The sequence below is a fragment of the Glutamicibacter sp. MCAF14 genome (assembly GCF_052114325.1).
GTDB classification, from domain to species: Bacteria; Actinomycetota; Actinomycetes; order Actinomycetales; family Micrococcaceae; genus Glutamicibacter; species Glutamicibacter arilaitensis.
Genome location: NZ_JBFREO010000003.1, coordinates 131,986 through 151,356, shown reverse-complemented (window position 1 = coordinate 151,356; position 19,371 = coordinate 131,986). Strand labels below are relative to the sequence as shown.

Genomic DNA, 19,371 nt, shown 5'->3' with positions numbered 1-19,371 from the left:
ATGGCCACCAAGGTCCTCACTCTCGTCGGTTCCCTGCGCGAGGGATCGACTAACCAGCAGCTGGCAGAGGCCGGCTCCCGTAACGCACCTGAAGGTGTTGAGGTGGCCGTGTTCAGCGGGCTGGAGAACATTCCTTTCTACAACGAGGACCATGACGTTGAGGGCGGCGTACCTGCTGCCGCCCAGGCCCTGCGCGATGCAGCTGGCGACGCCGACGCATTGATGTTGGTCACCCCTGAGTACAACGGCACCATGCCGGCCGTCTTGAAGAACGCCATCGACTGGCTGTCCCGTCCTTTCGGCGCTGGCGCGCTGAAGGACATGCCAACCGTAGTTGTCGGCACCGCTTTCGGCCAGTATGGCGGCGTCTGGGCCCAGGATGAAGCCCGCAAGGCCCTGAACATCGCCGGCGCAAACGTGCTGGAAAACGTCAAGCTGGCCATCCCTAACTCGGTAGTGCGCTTCGCCGAACTGCACCCAAAGGATGACGCTGAGGTTGTTGAGCAGGTTTCTGGCGTGCTCAAGAGCATCCAGGAAATCGCGGAAGCCAACTAGGCTTTGGCGGCACCAACTGCTAAATAGTGCGAGATAGGCCACGGTAACCCCGTGGCCTATCTCGCATGAGTACCCGCTCACCGCGATACGGTGACATACTTGGACTAGAGAAATACCCACAATCTATTCGGAGGCGTCCATTGACTTCGGTCAGCCTAGGCATGCCGGCAGGCCCACCGCCGGTACTCGCACCACGTCGTAAGACTCGCCAGTTCCAGGTTGGATCCGTAGGTGTCGGCTCCGACTCGCCGATTTCGGTTCAGTCGATGACTACCACCAAGACCTACGACATCAACGCCACCTTGCAGCAGATCGCTGAGCTGACCGCTGCAGGCTGCGACATTGTTCGTGTTGCGTGCCCAACTGATAAGGATGCGGAAGCGCTGAAGATCATTGCGATGAAGTCGCAGATCCCGGTCATTGCCGATATCCATTTCCAACCAAAGTACGTCTACGCCGCCATCGAGGCCGGCTGTGGCGCGGTGCGCGTGAACCCGGGCAATATCCGCCAGTTCGATGACCAGGTCAAGGAAATCGCCCAGGCTGCCAAGGATCATGGCACTTCCATCCGGATCGGCGTTAACGCCGGTTCGCTGGACCGCCGCCTGCTGGCCAAGTACGGCAAGGCCACTCCTGAAGCGCTGGTTGAATCAGCCGTTTGGGAAGCCTCCCTGTTTGAAGAGCATGGCTTCCATGACTTCAAGATCTCGGTGAAGCACAATGATCCGGTGATCATGGTTCGCGCATATGAGATGCTCGCAGAACGTGGCGACTGGCCACTGCACCTGGGCGTGACCGAAGCTGGTCCAGCATTCCAGGGCACCATCAAGTCAGCTACCGCATTCGGCGCTTTGCTCTCCAAGGGCATCGGCGACACCATCCGCGTATCGCTGTCGGCTCCTCCGGTTGAAGAGGTCAAGGTCGGCAACCAGATTCTGGAGTCGCTGAACCTGCGTCCGCGCAAGCTGGACATCGTTTCCTGCCCGTCATGCGGTCGTGCCCAGGTTGATGTGTACACGTTGGCCGAGCAGGTCACCGCTGGTCTGGAAGGGATGAAGGCACCACTGCGCGTGGCCGTCATGGGTTGCGTTGTCAATGGTCCGGGCGAAGCACGCGATGCCGACCTCGGCGTCGCCTCGGGCAACGGCAAGGGACAGATCTTCGTCAAGGGTGAAGTCATCAAGACTGTTCCCGAAGACCAGATTGTCGAGACTTTGATTGAAGAAGCCAACCGTTTGGCAGCAGAAATGGGACTGGACAATGACGAGAATCCTTCCTCGGGTTCTCCCGTGGTCTCCGTCAGCTAGAATCAGCCGGCGAAGCGCCGAGGGGGAGCCGCGCACCTTGAGCCGTCGTGATACGACAGCCCTCATTGAGCTGCTCGATCGCGACCCCGTCGCCAATATCTTCACCCGTTCCCAGGTGAGCCTGCACCGTTCAGCCGTACCAGATGGGTTCTCCCACATCATTGGGCTAGACGGCGATGATGGTCTTGAATCGGCATGCTGGGTGGGCGCCAATTTGGCGCCCACCGCCATGCCGGCCGAAGACGCCAAGAGGTATGCGGCGCATGCCCTTGAATCCCGGCAGCGTTTCGCCTCGGTCTTCGGGCCGGCAGAAACCGTTTTGGCGATGCATGACGTTTTGCAAGGCGGTCAGCTAGAAATTTTCGACGTCCGTGATAATCAGCCGTTGATGGCGATCACGGAATGCCCGGCGAGTATTCGCCGTAACCAGCTTCGCCCAGCGCAAGTTCAAGAATTCGATCTGGTGCTGCCGGCCAGTGCTGCGATGTTTGAAGAAGAACTTGGCTACTCGCCGTTGGAAAACGGCGGAAGCTTTTACCGAAACCGAGTCCGGCAGCTCATCCGTGATGGGCATACCCTGATCGACTGCGATCAGCGGGGCAACATTATTTTCAAGGCTGATCTAGGCACTGTCACTGACAAAGCAGTCCAGATCCAGGGTGTCTGGGTTAACCCGAAATACCGCCGGCAGGGCCTCGCCGCCGGCTATATGGCTGCCACCGTGGACTATGCCAAGCAGTTCGCCCCAATTGTGAGCCTGTACGTCAACGATTACAATACCGCGGCAATCAAGACTTATCAGCGCATCGGTTTCGAGCAGGTCGGCACCTTCGCCACGATCCTGTTCTAGCACTTGCCCTCCGGGTGATTGTCTCGAAGTTTTCTTAATTTGCGTGAAGTGCGTCAGGATCTCTTAGACTCGTAGGTATTGCAACCACAGGCAGGGAGAATTGTGCCAGCAGTATTTACCGGCAAGAAGATCATGGCGGTGTCCTGCGTATTCTCCGTACTGCTCTTGGCTTCCTGCTCAGAAGATGGTCCCATCAAAGGCAACAACAGTAATTCCACGGCGGTAGTGCTGGATGCAAAGCAGTTGGAGACTGAATTGCAGGAGTTCGCTGAATCCATGCCTGAGGCCAAGGTATTCGGGGACAAAGCGTTGCGTTCCAGCATTCCAGCTGCACAGGACTGGATGGAAAACATTGAAGTGAATCCCAGCAAATGCGGCGTTACTTTTGCCGCGCCTATTGCCGAGCAACTGGAAAATGCCACCATGGGCGCTATTGAATATCCCGGCGGTTACCTGACCGTTGCCCTATTCAAGGACGAAGAAGTCCTGAAGGAACAATGGCAGGCAAAGAGCGAAGAAAGTTCAGGCTGCTCCCGCTATACGGTGAAATCCGGAGATGAATCCCGCGCCTACCACCTGGCTAAGCAACCTGTAGATACCCAGGCCGCGCTGAACGAAAGCTATGTAGTGACCAGCAGCGACGGCTCAACTACAGAACAGCAACTTATCGTTCGTTCGGCCAACTCGAACGTTCTTATCGGGCTGCAAGAGAAGCGGAAATCCGGGACAGCTGCCGAACAAGTTTCATCAGCAACCGTGGCGGTGCAAACTCTCCTGGGCCAACTCAATCGGTGACCGGCGCCAACCTCCCAATGTAAGCCCCGGAGAAAACAACAGAAAGACCGATATGACTAAGCGTTTGACCCTATGGGCTTTGCCGATTGCCTTCATGCTGGCTGTAACCGGCTGCTCTGCAGAACAAAGTTCGGAAAGCACTGATAGTGCAAGCGGGCAAGCACAGTCGCAAAAAGCATCCCCACCGGAGAGAGAAGGCAAGGCCGGAAAATTGTCGGGGGAGCAGATTGAAGCCATCGCCAAAAATCTTCTCGACGGAGACCAAGCAGTACAGGTCATTGGCAACGCGCAAATGCAGCAACAACTGAAAATCGCCAAGGAAGCGGATCAGCCCAGCGGAATCAAGCCGGAAAAATGTGCTGAGCTGAACGCCAAGTACACGGTGACCGATTTGACTGCATCGGTATCGGCAACGGCAACCAGTTCCTCGCAAGCCGTCGGTAAAGTTGTGCAGATATTCGCTTTGACCGATGAAGCTACCCGCCACAACATCTCGAAGGCCTTGAAGCTTGATGATCTGGAGGGCTGTGAAAAAGTTAAGTTGCAGCTCGGTGGCGAGCAGATCGAAGCTGAACGACAGATCCTGCCACTGGATGTCAAAGCCGACCAGTCGTTGACCATGTCTACCTCGATGGATGCAGGCGGTGGACAAACTTTGACTTCGGTAGCTGTGCAGGCCTTGAAGGGTGACAAATTCGTGTTGGTTACCTTGCAGACCGGAACACAGCAAGCAGCCGAGCTGGCCGCCCAGGCAGTTCAGCTGACTGATCAGGCATTCGCTGAGCTTGAAGCGGCACAGTAGCTTCTATCCGATGACAGCAGTTCCCCTGAGTACGCGGTGGTTTAGCAACAGGTAGCAGTACCGCGGCCATTCGAATCAAGGCTCTTCTAGCCATAATAAAATCCCCGGCGATGGAATCATTTCCAACCCGTCGGGGATTTTTCTGCGCGCAGGGGGAAGAATCTCGTTTGACTGGTGGATTTCTGGGGCTCTGTACAAGGGGCTAAACTTTTGACCCTTCAAATTTAAAGTTGGTACTATTCAATTCGCTGTAACACTCCTTGGTAGTGCTTTTATTTCCAACATATTGTGAAATGCTATAACTGGCTATCCAACCACAACGTGAGGAAAACACCATGAAGAAGCGTTCATTCTGGGTGCTGCCTGTTGCAGCTGCCTTTGTCTTGGCCGGTTGCGGCTCTAACGCAGGAACCGAAGCAGAAACCGGCTCGTCCGAAGCTCCTCAGCAGCAGGAAAGCACTGGCCTCCCGGCATTGAGCGCTGAGCAGGCCGCTGCAGTTGCCAAGACTTTGGGCGGCGAGGGCGAGAATGTACAGGTATTGGATAGCGAAGCGCTCAGCGGCTCGTTAGAAAGTGCCAAGGGCCTGATTGATCAGATGGAGATCAAGCCTGAAAAATGCGCTGAGTACGTCTCCCAGCAAGGAACCCAGGATCTTGAGGGTATCAACATGGCTGTAGCGATCGAGGTGAATGCAACTGGTGAGAGCAACAGCTACTCCGTGGCCGGCTACGAGGATGCTTCCAAGTTGGATACGGTCAAGAAGATGATTGATGCCAAGGACTTGCAGGGGTGCGATGAGTTCGCGATGAGCGTTGCGGGCCAAGAGGTTTCCGCTTCCGCCCAGATCCTTGAGGCCGACTCCGATGCTGACTCGACCATCGCGACGCACACGGCTGTGGTGATGAACGGAACTGAAGTGCCTGGTGGTTCGTACCAGATTCAGGGTGTTGTAGGCGAGAACGTAGTTTCCGTTTCGCAGACCATAACTGCCGAACAAGGCGACGATGAAGCCGTGAAGACTCTCGTTGAAAAACTGAATAAGGCTGTTGAAGAGGTCAAAGCCGCGGCCAAGTAAGAACTCAATAGTCAATCAAAGCCCTTCCTGTTCGCAGAACCGGAAGGGCTTTGACGTCTTTGAACAGCAGAACGCTTCCCAAAGAAGCGCAAGCCGTGGCATTCTCAGTAAATGACTCTGGAACATGGGATAACGCGCGAGCCCATACAAGCTGCCTTGACCGCCGGCGAAGACCCGGCAAGCAAAGCGCGCAGTCTCAGGAACCTGTATCAGCATTGGGCTCAGGGCGCTAGCATCCCGGAACTGGTACGGCCCGTAGTGGCCCGCTCATGGTCGCGTGCAGGTTCGCTAGGAAAAGGCATCGTGCCGCTGGACTCTGCGGCCATCGGCCAACGCAGGGAGTCCAATCAAGAACTCAACGGACTGGTAGGGCTCTTCCGGGACCGTTTGCTCTCCTTGGCCACGCAAGCCGGAAACCAACTGGTGATATCTGACCAGCAGGGCTATGTGCTGTGGGTCCATGGCCCCTCGACGGTACGGCGCCGCAGCGACGGCATTGGATTCATTCCCGGGGCCCGATGGCGCGAAGCCGATGTTGGAACCAATGGAATCGGTGCCGCCATGGCCGAAAGGGCGCCAGTCCAGATCTTTGGTCCCGAACATGCCCGCGAAGAACAGCATTCATGGGTCTGCACCTCTGCGCCGGTCATCAATCCTTGCACGACGGGCTTGGTTGGCACGATTACCCTGGCAGGATCTTTCCGCACAGCGCACCCGCATTCGCTGGCCCTGGCCACATCCGTGGCCCGAGAGGCCGAATCCATGCTGCGCGCCGCACATGCATTGAAAATGCAGCTTCTGGAGCTGAATACCGCAGTGCCGAAGGGCGAATACCTGCTGGTCGATGCACAGGGATCAGTGGCCGCTGCCCATGGGTATAGCGTCGGTTCCCGCGTTAGCTTGCCGCGGTCCATGAGCGAAGGGCAGAACTGGATCCCAGGAGTGGGACTGGTCGATGCGCGCAGCACCGCTGGAGGCTGGGTGCTGCTGCGAACCCAAGAGGATGCCAGTTTGGAATTGATCGCTGGAACAAATCCGCAGGCCGTGGTGCATTCGCCCAGCGGGACAACTCGCATTCCGCTCAGTGCAAAGCATTGGCAGATCCTGGCTTTGCTCGCTTCCTGCCCGTCTGGGGTAGCGCTGCAGGAATTGCAACAGCTGTGGCCAGCTGGAACGCCCAACGTCACCATTCGCGCTGAGATCTCCCGGCTGCGCTCTAAACTCCATGGGCTGATCGCTTCCCGCCCCTATCGTCTGGTTGTGCCGGTGGTGACTTAATCCCATCTGGAGTGCAACGTTTTGCAACGCTTCTTATTTGTGGCGTGGATCATAGTATTGCTTTCAGGCGGCCTACCGTCGCATAGATTCTCCTCCGGCGATGAAGTGAAGTGATGAGCATGTCCAGCAATGAACTACAAGCACAAGCCCATGCCCAAGCATGGGCCACCCAGTTGCAGCAAGCCTTGGAGGTGGGTGACGTGCAAAGTGCAACCGAGCTCTTTGGTGATGAATGCTATTGGCGGGATCTGACCGCACTGACATGGAACTTGCACACCAGCGAAGGCAAAGAGGACATTGCCAAGATGCTTCTGGGCATAGAGCGGGGCGCTTGGCCCAGGAACATCCAGGTGACCGGCGCGGCAGATGCTGACGGGGTCATTGAGGCCTGGTTTAGTTTCGAAAACGACCGGATGGAAGGGCTAGGGCTCTTCCGGCTGCGCGATAACAAGTGCTGGACCCTGCTCAGTACCGCACAAGGGCTGCGCGAGTTCCCGGAACCAGCCGGGCCCCGGCGCGAACTCGGCGCGGAGCACGGTTCGTCAATGAGCAAGGAAAACTGGCTGGACCGGCGCATTGCGCAGCAGCAATCGTTGGGCATTACCGAGCAGCCCTACACGCTGATTATCGGCGGCGGTCAAGGCGGCATCGGTCTGGCGGCTCGGCTCAAGCGCATGGGAGTGCCCGCGCTGGTCATTGACAAGCATCCGCGCCCGGGCGACCAATGGCGTTCGCGCTACCACTCCCTGGCCCTGCACGATCCGGTCTGGTACGACCATATGCCGTACATCGAATTTCCCGACCACTGGCCAGTCTTCACGCCCAAGGACAAAATGGGGGATTGGCTCGAAAGCTACACCAAGCTCATGGAGCTGGACTATTGGCCGCTGACCGAGGCTACCAGCGCCCGCCAGGATCCAGAAAGCGACGGGTGGATCGTTGAGGTTCAACGAGATGGCGTCCCGTTGACCCTGCGCCCTACGCAATTGGTCCTCGCCACCGGCATGTCCGGAATTCCCAACATCCCGCAGTACCCCGGTGCCGAACAGTTCACCGGGGAGCAGAACCACTCTTCGACGCATCCGGGCGGTGAACGCTACGCAGGCAAGAACGTCGTGGTGATCGGCGCAAACAATTCCGCACACGACATTTGCGCCGACCTGGTGCAAAACGGGGCCCATCCCACCATGGTCCAGCGCTCCAGCACGCACATTGTGCGTTCTGAATCGCTGATGAAGCACGTGCTTGGCGGACTGTATTCCGAAGAAGCGCTCGCCTCCGGAATCGACCACAACAAGGCAGATTTGATCTTCGCGTCGATCCCGTACAAAGTCCTGCCCGAGTTCCACAAACCCGCCTTTGCACAGATCCGCGAGCAAGACGCTGGGTTCTATCAGTCCTTGGAGAATGCAGGATTCGACCTGGACTTTGGAGACGACGACTCCGGGCTGTTCCTCAAGTACCTGCGCAGAGGCTCGGGCTACTACATCAATATCGGAGCCAGCGAGCTGGTAGCCGACGGATCCATCGCCCTGGCCAAGGGCGAGGTCTCCCATTTGACCGAGAGCTCCGTCGTCCTGGCAAATGGCACGCAGCTGCCGGCCGATGCGGTGGTCTACGCGACCGGCTATGGGTCGATGAACGGATGGGCTGCGAAGCTGATTTCGCAAGAAGTCGCAGACGAAGTGGGCAAATGCTGGGGCTTGGGATCTGACACCGCCAAGGACCCCGGCCCATGGCAAGGTGAACTGCGCAACATGTGGAAGCCCACCAAGGTCAAGAACCTGTGGTTCCACGGAGGGAACCTGCACCAGTCCCGGCACTATTCCAAGTATTTGGGGCTGCAGCTCAAAGCCCGGTTTGAAGGAGTCCCGACACCGGTCTACGCGCTCGCCGAAACCCACCATCGCGCCTAACCAGGCCGCTGCTTGGCGAGCAATGGCACTAGCGGACCCGGAAGATCATGCAACTTTGCAGATCCTCCGGGTCCGCTGTGCATCAGCCGCGTGGTGGCCACAAGGCTTTATCTCGAAATTCTTTTGAAATAGAGTGGCCTGAATACCTCTCCCAACTTGAAATGAATTCAATGAAAATGCGCGCACTGCCGGTGAATTCAGCGATCGTTGCCTTCAGCCTTGGGGCGGATGCTCCGGCCGGCAATGTTCGGCCTGCTCTGACTTCTGCTCCAAAGGCTCCCTGCGCTCCAAGGTCATCGGTTGATCACGCCGTGGGCGGCGCGATCCCTCGCGGACAGCGCGCGTGCACCGGCTGCATGGGGAGCAAGGAATCGGGTTTCGGCCAAGTGGGCGGGAAAATTCCACATCATGCGATCAGCTTTTTGTTGAATCCGTCTCAACGGCCAGCACCCCGAGAGGCTGCAGGATCAGTCGCATTGGCTCGAATCCCAGAGACCGGAATATCAGCCATATCTGTTGCAATCCCGGGGCTGAACAGGAAGAAACCGCGTCGCTGGGGCAGCAATGCACGAAGAGACTCCCTGTGGTAGCGGGATTCAGGGCGGCCTCCATGTAGCCAAGGCCACGAATTCCACGTTGCGAAAGCACCTGAACTATCGCAACACGATCCCGCTAATGCCCTTGAATTTATTGGGAAGTCGTGGGAAGCGGTAGCATTGATCCAGGCCGGCTTTGCGGCCAAAACCCATTTGATTTTGCATAGCTAGTCGGCACCCGAAAACGATTCGGGAGTCGACGGACGGAAAAGGACACCCCGAGTGGTTTTGAAGCTTTCCACTACCTTCTTGCGCACCTTGCGTGAAGATCCGGTTGACGCCGAAGTCGCCAGCCATAAGTTGCTGGTACGCGCTGGTTACATCCGTCGTGCGGCCCCGGGTATTTATACCTGGTTGCCGTTGGGTTTGAAGGTCCTTGCGCGAGTTGAAGCTATCGTTCGCGAGGAAATGAACGCTATTGGTGCACAGGAAGTTCACTTCCCGGCACTGCTGCCACGTGAACCTTATGAGCAGACCGGACGTTGGGCTGAATACGGCGATGGCCTGTTCCGCCTCAAGGACCGCAAGGATGCGGACTACCTCCTGGCTCCAACCCACGAGGAAATGTTCACGCTGCTGGTTAAGGACCTGTACAACTCGTACAAGGACCTGCCGGTTTACCTGTACCAGATCCAGAACAAGTACCGCGACGAAGCACGCCCACGCGCTGGCCTGCTGCGCGGCCGTGAATTCATCATGAAGGATTCCTACTCCTTTAACATCGATGATGAAGGTCTGGATGAGGCCTACATGGCCCACCGCGGTGCGTACCTGAAGATCTTCGAGCGCTTGGGCCTGGAAGTTGTTCCAGTGTTCGCTCAGGCAGGTGCCATGGGAGGATCCAAGTCCGAAGAATTCCTGCACCCTACCGCTATCGGCGAGGACACATTCGTGCGTTCGCCAGGCGGCTATGCTGCCAACGTGGAAGCCGTCACCACCGTGGTGCCAGAGGCTATCGACTACACCAGCGCACCGGCGTTTGAGGTACTCGATACCCCTGATACCCCAACCATCGAGACCCTGGTCGCAGCAGCCAATTCGCTGCGTCCACGCGAATCCGGTGCTTGGGAAGCCAAGGACACCTTGAAGAACGTGGTTCTGGCTGTCATCGATCCAGAAGGCAACCGCCAGCTGGCCGTTATCGGTGTACCAGGTGACCGCCAGGTCGACCTCAAGCGCGTTGAAGCAACGGTTGGCATTGCACTGGACATCACCGGTGAAGTCATCGTCGAGGCAGCGAACGCCGCAGATCTGGCCAAGCACCCAGAACTGGTTGCCGGGTACATCGGCCCAGGCAACGGCCTGGATAACGCTGTCCTGGGTACCGAAGGCACCAGCGGCATCACCTACCTGGTTGATCCTCGCGTGGTTTCGGGCAGCTCGTGGATCACCGGCGCCAACGAAAAGGGCAAGCACGTCTTCGGTCTGGTGGCAGAACGCGACTTCAGCTTCGATGGCACCATCGAGTCGGTCAACGTGGTTGCTGGCGATCCAGCACCGGATGGTTCCGGCCCGCTGCGCACCGAGCGCGGCATCGAGATGGGACACATCTTCCAGCTTGGACGCAAGTACGCTGAAGCGCTGAACCTGAAGGTCCTGGATCAGAACGGCAAGCAGACCGTGGTGACCATGGGCTCCTACGGCATTGGCGTAACCCGTGCGGTCGCAGCGCTGGCTGAGGCATACCACGACGAGAACGGCCTGGCCTGGCCAAAGCAGGTCGCCCCTGCCGACATCCACATCGTGGTTACCGGCAAGGGCCCGGAGCTGCTGGAAGCTGCCGAGAAGCTGGCTGGCCAGTTCGAAGCCGCCGGCAGGGAAGTCATCCTCGATGACCGTCCGAAGGTCTCGGCCGGCGTGAAGTTCTCAGACGCAGAACTGATCGGTATTCCAACTATTGTCGTTGTGGGCCGCGGCCTGGCTGACGGTGTCGTCGAGGTCAAGGACCGCGCCACCGGCGAACGCCGTGACGTCAACGTCGAGAACGTCGTTGCTGAACTGACCGCCTAGGCCGAAACAGCACACAACTGAATAGGGAGCAGCGCGGTGCAAGAGATCTTGGAATTCCTCTCCGTCAACGGCGAACCCGTCTCCATCTGGCCCTTGGTCCTCCTGCTTTTGGCGGCCTTGGGTGCGGGATGGATCGACGCGGTGGTTGGCGGAGGCGGCCTGATCCAATTGCCCGCGCTGCTTCTATTTCCCGGTGTTACCCCGGTCCAGGCGTTGGCAACCAATAAGCTGGGGTCCATTTTCGGCACCACGACCAGTGCCGTGACCTACTATCGGCGCACCAGTCCGGATCTGAAGACCGCTATCCCAATGGCCATAACTGCGATGGCAGGAGCCTTCGGCGGAGCCGCGTTGGCCACGATCCTGCCGGCTGAAGCCATCCAGCCGATTATCATCGCGGCATTGATCGCGGTGCTGCTTTTCACCATTCTCAAGCCCAAGGCGGGGGAGCTGTCCCGGCTGCGCTACACCGGCCGTGCGCATTACCTGCGGGCGATCATGATTGGCCTGGTCATCGGCGGATACGACGGCATGATCGGACCGGGCACCGGTTCATTCTTGATCATCGCGATGGTCACCGTACTGGGGTACAACTTCCTGCAGTCCTCAGCCAAGGCCAAGATCGTGAATCTGTGCACCAATATGGGTGCGCTGCTGCTCTTTGTCCCGACGGGGCACGTGCTGGTGGGGCTGGGGCTTGCCATGGGCGTGATGAACATGCTCGGCGGCTATCTGGGCGCACGCATGGCAATTTCCAAGGGCAGCGCCTTCATCCGCATAGTCTTTGTAATTGTCGTTTCCGGTCTGATCCTCAAACTCGGCTCGGACTTGATTCTGGCCGGCCGCGCGTAGCTAGCGGCCGTTGACTGCGGAAATATTGACGGGCCGGTAACCGGCATGGTGCCTGACCCGCTGCGGTTCCATTGCATGGACCACTGAACTTGTTGGCATCTGGGCAATCCTGAAGGCCAAGAAGCTGGAGCCCACGGCCATTTTATAGAGTTCTCCGATGCTGGTGTGCTCTTCTAGCGGATCTTCGACCTTCAACGCCGTGCAACCAATGGCAACGTACAAGAACCACAACTCGTTGTCTTCGGGATTGAACGTAGCAACAAGCACCGGTGGCTGGTGTGCGGCCACAAGCGACATCACATCTTTGACGATTTCTTCGGGTTGCGCGATCACAATCGGCATTCCCTGTACCCACCCGTGCGCGCTGAGTTGCTCGCGGCCCTGGCGCGAACCGATTGCTTCGCTAACCAGTTCAGCTATCTTCGAACGCATGAATCGACCTGGCATTATCCAACCTCCAATTGACGACCTAGCTGCATATTGATAGTTCCTCAATAAAGTGGCGGGAAGCGGAGAATTGCAATCCGAATCTTCGGATTGAAAACCAAACCTCGAGCACTTGTAATTCACGATAAACCTTTTCCCTGAGAATTTCGAGGGCAGGGAAATTGGAGCGTCATTCATTTATCGCTGCAGTCATTGAAATAAGGAGTGGAAATTTATCCCCTAAAATTTAAGTTCGTTTCCGAATCCTAATATACGCATGTGAAATACCAGTTTTACGAATCTTCGGAGATGGGACTGCATGAGCAGGAAAAGCATCCCATGGACCTTGGAACTTCGTGGCAGCTTTGAAAATTGGACTGATTCCCCGGTGGATAAATAGTCCTTGTGATTATTTTGTAATAATTTTCTGTGACCACTAAGCATTCAAGGCCGGTCGCTTCGGGTTTATTCTCCGGCGGCGGCGTTTTCCAGTATGCGGTTCGCTGGATCGGAGCTGTGCAGAGCTTGAATGACGCTAAAGGCTGTAGCGGAGATCTGTGTTCCGGCCTCTCCATCGGTATTTCCTGCCGCGATGACCAGCGCATCAGCGAAATCCTGCTCGGCGCCCTGGGCTAGCGCAGCTAAATTGGCTAAACCATCTTCCGGCAGGGCATAGGCAGGTTCACGTAGATCCGCGCACTGTCCATCAACAATGCTACGCAGAGCGTGAAGCTGCCGGCCCAATTCACTACGTCGAGCCTCAATGGCATCCTTGGCTGCATCCGCCCCGCGGGCGGCCTTGAGCTGCAACAGGAAATCAAGTGCGTAGCCACGATCCAAAGCCCGGGCTACTGCCGTTGGCTCGATGTTCTGCGCTTCGGTGATCTTCTTCGCCGGATCCAGCAAAGCGGCATCGGGCAGGCATGCTACCGGTTGATCATTCTGATCTGCTTCACCCGAGACCTCGCTCAGCGGCAAGGCCAAGCCGAGATCCTGTTCTTCGCCAAGGGCGGCGACGGTGCCGCGCGCATCGAGATTGATTTGGAAAGCTATCTGAGCCAGCATCGAGTCCCTGCCAAGCTCGGCCTGGGAAAAATCAGGCATCGAAGCGGACACGGCACTGACCTTCGAAGCAAGCTCAACCACTGCTTCGGGGGAGTAGCTTTGCGCAAGTGCCACGGGCTGCTGATCATCGAAGCGCAACTGGCCCAGCAGAGCCGAACCCTGAGATAGGGAACTTGCCAACGCAGCCACGCTCGACGCGGATTCCCCCGGAGCCAATTCGGCTAATTTCCGGGCTTGGGAAGCCAGATCCTCCAGCTGTGCGCCCAGCTCCCACATCGTGCGTTCATCGTCGCTGGCCTCGTTGACAGTCTCGGGCAGTCCACGCTCAACCAACGCACCGCGAAAGACTGTGCTGCCGATGCCCCAAGTCACTGCCACGACTAGCACCCCGGACAAAACTGGAGCGATCCAGCCTGGAGCGCGGCGTACAGACGTTGTGGTGCGAGAAGGCGAATGCGGCGATTTTTCAGTCATAGCGATTCGATCATGCCATGCTCAATGCGCAGAAATGGGGCAAGTACGGTGCTGCGCGCCACGATGAAGGGAAATTGGGCGTGAGTTCCTTCACCTGAGACCGTTTAGATGTTCTCAATGAGCGCAACGCAATATAGGCTTAACGGACAACATCGAATAGCGTGGGAGGATATCCATGACCGGAATGCCGGCCGATACCGAACAGGAAGCGCAGCGCCTGACTGCATTGCTCTCCAAGGAAGTAGAATCCCACGGGCTTCTCTTAGAAGAAGTGAGCCTGCGTCCCTCCGGCAAGCAGATGATCGTGCAGATCATTGTCGACAAGGCCGACGGACATGAATCGCTGAACCTCGATGAACTCGGTGAAGTTACCACCACCATCTCCAACGCCCTGGACAAGGATGCCGTCTACGCGTCGGCCGCTCCATATGAGCTCGAAGTTAGTTCCCCAGGTCTTTCCCGCCCGTTGACCGCCCAGCGCCACTGGATCCGCGCCATCAACCGCATGGTCAAGATTTCGCTGGCCGACGGCACGAAGCTTCGTGGACGCCTGCTTGAGGTCAACGACAGCGACGTTTTGGTTGCTGAACACCGCGAGCCGGCCAAAAAGGGCATGAAGGTCAAGGTGCTTGATCCTGCCACCCATGCCTTTGAAAATATCCGTAAAGCTGTTGTCGATCCAGAACTGAACTTCGATGACGCACTATTAGACACCATCGATACTGAAGATTTGGAGGGCTAAGCGTGGATATTGATCTGAATGCGCTGCGCATCCTGGAAAAAGACCGAGACATCCCAATGGATGTCCTGATTCCAACCATCGAGTCGGCCCTGCTGCTGGCTTACAACAAAACCGAAGGTGCAATGCCCGGTGCCCGCGCACACATTGAGCGCAGCAACGGACACGTAGCGATCCTGGTTGAGGACCGTGACAATGCAGGCGTGCTGCTGGGCGAATTCGACGACACCCCGCACGGCTTTGGCCGTATCGCGGCATCGACCGCCCGCCAGGTAATCATGCAGCGTTTGCGTGAAGCAGAAGACGCACAGGTTGTTGGCGAATACGCAGCCCGCGTTGGCACCTTGATTTCCGGTGTAATCCAGCAGGGCTACTCTTCGCACATGGTGCAGGTCAAAATCGGTGATCTGGAAGCACTGCTGCCACCAGTGGAGCAGTCCCCGGGTGAGAAGTACCAGCACGGCAACCGCCTGCGCGCCTACGTTGTGTCCGCAGAACGCGGCAACAAGGGCCCGGCAGTGACCCTGTCCCGCTCGCACCCGAACCTGGTTCGCCTGCTCTTCGAAATGGAAGTTCCAGAAATTGCTGACGGCACCGTTGCAGTTGAAGCACTGGCACGCGAAGCTGGCCACCGTACCAAGATTGCCGTGCATGCAACCAAGGCCGGCGTTAACGCCAAGGGCGCTTGCATTGGCGAAATGGGAACCCGAGTTCGTGCAGTGATGAATGAACTGAACGACGAGAAGATCGACATCGTTGACTACAACGAGGATCCAGCGAAGTTCATCGCAGCTGCCTTGTCCCCATCGAAGGTCATCTCGGTAGAGATCCTGGATGCAGAAGAACGCCGTGCCCGCGTGGTTGTTCCTGACTCCCAGCTCTCGCTGGCCATCGGCAAGGAAGGGCAGAACGCCCGCCTGGCCGCGAAGCTCACCGGCTGGCGCATCGACATTCTCGCTGCGTCCGGCGGCAAGGAACCACAGCTCTAAGGAGCTCGTGGTATAAATCCAGTTCAGCGTATTGGACGCCTAGCTTCGTGTGAGCCACAACTCATGCGTGCTATGGCGTTCAAACGCGCTAGACTAGTAGTTGGCTCGTAATAACTTGGGAAGGTGGGGACGGCGCTCGCATGAAGCTGCATCAGCAACGCACGTGCATTGGCTGTCGAACCGTAACCAGTAAAAATGAGCTGATCCGTTGGGTCTTGAAAGAAGGTGCACCGCTGCGCGCGGTGAGCCTGGACCAACAAGGTTCCGCCTCCGGGCGGGGCACTTGGACCCATGGAACACAAAAGTGTGTGCAGCAAGCAGTGCAGCGTCGAGCGTTCGCGCGGGCTTTCAGGTCCGCGGTAGACGATTCGCAGGTACTGCAGGAATTCACTGCATACGAAGATCAGCTGGCAGGAAACCAGCTATCTGGCAAACATGATGAAAGCGGGTCAGAAATCTGATGGCAACCCGATGAGTCGGCAATGCTGAGCGCACAACGATGAACAATCAGTTCTGCGTGATCCACCGTGCGACGGAAGAATTTCACGAATTACACAGCTGATCTGCCAGACCGCTGATCCTAAGATTTATCTTTTGATACCGGGGTTTGAGCAGATCACATCGACACAGGAGAGATGTGGCTAAACCCCGCGTTCACGAGCTCGCGAAAGAGCTCGGAATCACTTCAAAAGAAGCACTAACCAAACTGCAGGACATGGGCGAATTCGTTCGCTCGGCATCCTCGACCGTTGAACCACCAGTAGCGCGCAAGCTGCGCGATGCATTCCCAGGTTCCAACGGCGCCGCTAAGCCAGCAGCTGCGAAGCCAGCCGCTGCCAAGCCAGCAACCCCTGGAGCACCAAAGCCTGCTTCCAAGCCAGCTGCCTCGGCTCCGAAGCCTGGCTCCAAGCCAGCTCCGGCCGCGCCAGCAGCCCCTGCAGCACCAGCTCCAGCTGCGCCAGCTGCTCCAGCAGCTCCAACCGCGAAGGCAACCCCCGGTGCACCATTGCCGGGCGCAGCCCCAGCACCGAAGCCAGGCGCCAAGCCAGCTCCAAAGCCAGGTGCACCACGCCCAGGCAACAGCCCGTTCTCGTCCCAGCAGGGCATGCGCGGCGCTGAGTCCGGCGAACGCCGTGGCGGAGGCAACCGCGAAGGCGGTCGTGCCCCACGTCCAGGCGCACCACGTCCAGGCGGTCCACGCCCGGGCAACAACCCATTCTCATCGCAGCAGGGCATGCGCGGCGAAGGTGGCCAGGGCGGTCCTCGCCCACCACGCGACGGCCAGCGCAGCCCACGCCCAGCCGGCGCAGGCGGCCCACGTCCAGCACGTGACGGCCAGGGCGGTCCACGCCCACCACGTGACGGCCAGCGCGGTCCACGCCCAGCAGGTGCAGGTGGCCCACGTCCAGCAGGCCAGGGCGCACCACGCCCAGCCGGCGCAGGCGGCCCACGTCCAGCTGGTGCCGGCGGTCCACGCCCAGGTGCCGGTGCAGGAACCACTGCAACCCCACGCATGATGCCTAACCGCACCGATCGTCCAGCGCCAGCAGGTGGCGGACGTCCAGGTGCAGGTGCCGGTGGCCGTGGACGCCCAGGTGGCGGCAACGGCGGCGGTACCGGTGGCGGCTTCCGCCCAGGTGCACCACGCGGTCGCGGTGGCGTTGGCGGTGCTTTCGGCAAGGGAGGCGCCGGTCGCGGCAAGCAGCGCAAGTCCAAGCGCGCAAAGCGCCAGGAATTGGAGCAGATGAGTGCTCCGTCATTGGGCGGCGTGAATGTTCCACGCGGCACCGGTGACACCGAGATCCGTCTGCGCCGTGGCGCGTCGATCACCGACTTCGCTGACAAGATTGGTGCCAACCCGGCAGCACTGGTAACCGTACTGTTCCACCTTGGTGAAATGGCTACCGCTACCCAGTCGCTTGACGAGGCAACCTTCGAGGTCCTGGGCGAAGAGCTGGGCTACAAGGTACTTGTCGTCTCCCCAGAGGACGAAGACAAGGAACTGCTCGAAGGCTTCGGCCTGGACCTGGAAGCCGAACTTGAGGCTGAAGGCGAAGATGTGCTTGAAGAGCGCGCCCCAGTGATCACCATCATGGGCCACGTTGACCACGGTAAGACCCGACTGCTGGATGCTATCCGCAAGTCGAACGTTATCGAGGGCGAGCACGGCGGCATCACCCAGCACATCGGTGCTTACCAGATCACCCACGAGCACGAAGGCCGCGAACGCGCAATGACCTTCATCGATACCCCGGGCCACGAGGCGTTCACCGCCATGCGTGCCCGTGGTGCCGAGGTCACCGACGTGGCCGTGCTGGTTGTTGCAGCCGATGATGGCGTCATGCCACAGACCGTGGAAGCACTGAACCACGCTCAGGCTGCTGGCGTGCCAATCATCGTCGCAGTGAACAAGGTCGATAAGGAAGGCGCCAACCCTGACAAGGTCATGGGCCAGCTGACCGAATACGGCTTGGTTCCCGAGGAATACGGTGGCGACACCATGTTCGTGAAGGTTTCGGCACTGCAGAAGCTGGGTATCGACGAGCTGCTGGACGCTGTCCTGCTGACCTCCGACGTCCTGGAGCTGAAGGCCAACCCAGACAAGTCCGCTCGCGGCGTTGCCATTGAAGCGAACCTGGATAAGGGCCGCGGTTCGGTTGTTACCGTCCTGGTCCAGTCCGGTACCCTCTGCGTTGGCGACACCATGGTTGTGGGCACCGCCCACGGCCGCGTGCGTGCAATGTTCAACGAGAACGGCGAAAACCTCGACGTGGCACTGCCATCGCGTCCGGTACAGGTCCTGGGCATGTCCTCGGTCCCACGTGCAGGCGACGGCTTCTTGATCACCGAAGACGAGCGCACCGCTCGTCAGATCGCTGACAAGCGCGAAACCGCAGAGCGCAATGCAATGCTGGCCAAGCGCCGTAAGCGCATCACGCTGGAAGACTTCGATAAGGCAGTTGCAGACGGCAAGATCGATACCCTGAACCTGATCCTCAAGGGTGACGCTTCCGGTGCTGTCGAGGCACTGGAAGACTCGCTGATGAAGATCGAGGTTGGCGACGACGTGCAGCTGCGCGTGATCCACCGCGGTGTCGGTGCGATCACCCAGAACGACGTCAACTTGGCTACCGTGGACAACGCCATCATCATTGGCTTCAACGTCCGCCCAGCCGAGCGTGTGGCAGAACTGGCCGATAAGGAAGGCGTTGACATGCGCTTCTACTCGGTCATCTACTCCGCCATCGACGACATCGAGAATGCGCTCAAGGGCATGCTCAAGCCAGAGTACGAAGAAGTGGCCCTCGGCACCGCCGAGATCCGCATGGTCTTCCGCTCGTCGAAGTTCGGCAACATTGCCGGCTCGATCATCCGCTCGGGCACCATCAAGCGCAACACCAAGGCTCGCCTGGTACGCGACGGCAACGTCGTGGGCGACAACCTGGCGATCGACTCGCTACGCCGCGAAAAGGACGATGTCACCGAGGTCCGCGAAGGCTTCGAATGTGGTATCGGCCTGGGGTCGTTCAACGACATCAAGGAAGGCGACATCATCGAGACCTTCGAGATGCGCGAAAAGCCACGCGACTAATTGCCGACAAGCAATTAGCAGTGTGACTCACTGATTCGTGGGCGTTTGA

At 58.5% G+C, this 19,371-nt stretch carries 16 protein-coding genes; 14 read left to right on the top strand and 2 right to left on the bottom strand.

From position 1 onward, the window contains the following. The 10 genes from AB4Y71_RS06110 (at position 1) to AB4Y71_RS06065 (ending at position 12,037) form a co-directional block, all read left to right on the top strand. Positions 1-555, top strand: coding sequence for an NAD(P)H-dependent oxidoreductase (locus AB4Y71_RS06110; protein ID WP_441718749.1), 555 nt, complete (start codon positions 1-3; stop codon positions 553-555). A 140-nt stretch (positions 556-695) separates the two neighbouring features. Further along, positions 696-1,862 carry a flavodoxin-dependent (E)-4-hydroxy-3-methylbut-2-enyl-diphosphate synthase gene (ispG, locus tag AB4Y71_RS06105; RefSeq protein WP_013348362.1) on the top strand — a complete coding sequence of 389 codons (1,167 nt, stop codon included), beginning with the start codon at positions 696-698 and terminating at the stop codon, positions 1,860-1,862. 37 nt (positions 1,863-1,899) lie between these two features. After that, positions 1,900-2,712 (top strand): GNAT family N-acetyltransferase, encoded by an 813-nt coding sequence (locus AB4Y71_RS06100; protein WP_441718746.1) that lies wholly within the window; start codon positions 1,900-1,902, stop codon positions 2,710-2,712. A gap of 102 nt (positions 2,713-2,814) precedes the next feature. Further along, entirely contained in the window at positions 2,815-3,507 is a 693-nt protein-coding gene (locus AB4Y71_RS06095) for a hypothetical protein (protein WP_441718743.1), read from the top strand. Between the two features lie 52 nt (positions 3,508-3,559). Next, the gene (locus AB4Y71_RS06090; RefSeq protein ID WP_441718741.1) at positions 3,560-4,309 is read left to right on the top strand and encodes a hypothetical protein; all 750 of its coding nucleotides are present in this window, start codon (positions 3,560-3,562) and stop codon (positions 4,307-4,309) included. A gap of 335 nt (positions 4,310-4,644) precedes the next feature. After that, entirely contained in the window at positions 4,645-5,385 is a 741-nt protein-coding gene (locus AB4Y71_RS06085; protein WP_441718738.1) for a hypothetical protein, read from the top strand. A 111-nt stretch (positions 5,386-5,496) separates the two neighbouring features. Continuing rightward, entirely contained in the window at positions 5,497-6,663 is a 1,167-nt protein-coding gene (locus AB4Y71_RS06080; RefSeq protein WP_441718735.1) for a GAF domain-containing protein, read from the top strand. Between the two features lie 119 nt (positions 6,664-6,782). Continuing rightward, the gene (locus AB4Y71_RS06075; protein ID WP_441718732.1) at positions 6,783-8,579 is read left to right on the top strand and encodes a flavin-containing monooxygenase; all 1,797 of its coding nucleotides are present in this window, start codon (positions 6,783-6,785) and stop codon (positions 8,577-8,579) included. Between the two features lie 818 nt (positions 8,580-9,397). Beyond that, complete coding sequence (locus AB4Y71_RS06070) at positions 9,398-11,185, top strand: proline--tRNA ligase (RefSeq protein ID WP_441718730.1); 1,788 nt, start codon at positions 9,398-9,400, stop codon at positions 11,183-11,185. Positions 11,186-11,221: 36 nt separating this feature from the next. Further along, positions 11,222-12,037 carry a TSUP family transporter gene (locus AB4Y71_RS06065; RefSeq protein WP_013348373.1) on the top strand — a complete coding sequence of 272 codons (816 nt, stop codon included), beginning with the start codon at positions 11,222-11,224 and terminating at the stop codon, positions 12,035-12,037. On the opposite strand, the gene AB4Y71_RS06060 is transcribed toward AB4Y71_RS06065, so the two are convergent. After that, the gene (locus AB4Y71_RS06060; RefSeq protein ID WP_441718727.1) at positions 12,038-12,469 is read right to left on the bottom strand and encodes a hypothetical protein; all 432 of its coding nucleotides are present in this window, start codon (positions 12,467-12,469) and stop codon (positions 12,038-12,040) included. Positions 12,470-12,928: 459 nt separating this feature from the next. Beyond that, positions 12,929-14,002, bottom strand: a complete 1,074-nt coding sequence (locus tag AB4Y71_RS06055; RefSeq protein WP_441718724.1) for a hypothetical protein — start codon at positions 14,000-14,002, stop codon at positions 12,929-12,931. A 175-nt stretch (positions 14,003-14,177) separates the two neighbouring features. Between AB4Y71_RS06055 and rimP the strand changes: the two genes are divergently transcribed. The 4 genes from rimP to infB all read left to right on the top strand — a co-directional run bounded on the left by rimP (position 14,178) and on the right by infB (position 19,322). Beyond that, on the top strand, positions 14,178-14,744 hold the full coding sequence (gene rimP, locus AB4Y71_RS06050; RefSeq protein ID WP_013348377.1) for a ribosome maturation factor RimP: 567 nt from the start codon (positions 14,178-14,180) through the stop codon (positions 14,742-14,744). Positions 14,745-14,746: 2 nt separating this feature from the next. Further along, a complete protein-coding gene (gene nusA, locus AB4Y71_RS06045) occupies positions 14,747-15,730 on the top strand; it encodes a transcription termination factor NusA (protein ID WP_013348378.1) in 984 nt (327 codons plus the stop codon). Between the two features lie 140 nt (positions 15,731-15,870). Then, positions 15,871-16,191, top strand: coding sequence for a YlxR family protein (locus AB4Y71_RS06040; protein ID WP_013348379.1), 321 nt, complete (start codon positions 15,871-15,873; stop codon positions 16,189-16,191). Positions 16,192-16,367: 176 nt separating this feature from the next. Next, on the top strand, positions 16,368-19,322 hold the full coding sequence (gene infB / locus AB4Y71_RS06035; protein ID WP_441718721.1) for a translation initiation factor IF-2: 2,955 nt from the start codon (positions 16,368-16,370) through the stop codon (positions 19,320-19,322). Positions 19,323-19,371: the final 49 nt, after the last annotated feature.

Bases quoted from the DNA above. Each gene is read 5' to 3' on its own strand.
- AB4Y71_RS06090 (WP_441718741.1), top strand. From the start codon at position 3,560: ATGACTAAGCGTTTGACCCTATGGGCTTTGCCGATTGCCTTCATGCTG.
- AB4Y71_RS06085 (WP_441718738.1), top strand. From the start codon at position 4,645: ATGAAGAAGCGTTCATTCTGGGTGCTGCCTGTTGCAGCTGCCTTTGTC.
- AB4Y71_RS06075 (WP_441718732.1), top strand. From the start codon at position 6,783: ATGTCCAGCAATGAACTACAAGCACAAGCCCATGCCCAAGCATGGGCC.
- rimP (WP_013348377.1), top strand. From the start codon at position 14,178: ATGACCGGAATGCCGGCCGATACCGAACAGGAAGCGCAGCGCCTGACT.
- AB4Y71_RS06080 (WP_441718735.1), top strand. From the start codon at position 5,497: ATGACTCTGGAACATGGGATAACGCGCGAGCCCATACAAGCTGCCTTG.
- AB4Y71_RS06110 (WP_441718749.1), top strand. From the start codon at position 1: ATGGCCACCAAGGTCCTCACTCTCGTCGGTTCCCTGCGCGAGGGATCG.
- AB4Y71_RS06055 (WP_441718724.1), bottom strand. From the start codon at position 14,002: ATGACTGAAAAATCGCCGCATTCGCCTTCTCGCACCACAACGTCTGTA.
- AB4Y71_RS06060 (WP_441718727.1), bottom strand. From the start codon at position 12,469: ATGCGTTCGAAGATAGCTGAACTGGTTAGCGAAGCAATCGGTTCGCGC.
- AB4Y71_RS06040 (WP_013348379.1), top strand. From the start codon at position 15,871: ATGAAGCTGCATCAGCAACGCACGTGCATTGGCTGTCGAACCGTAACC.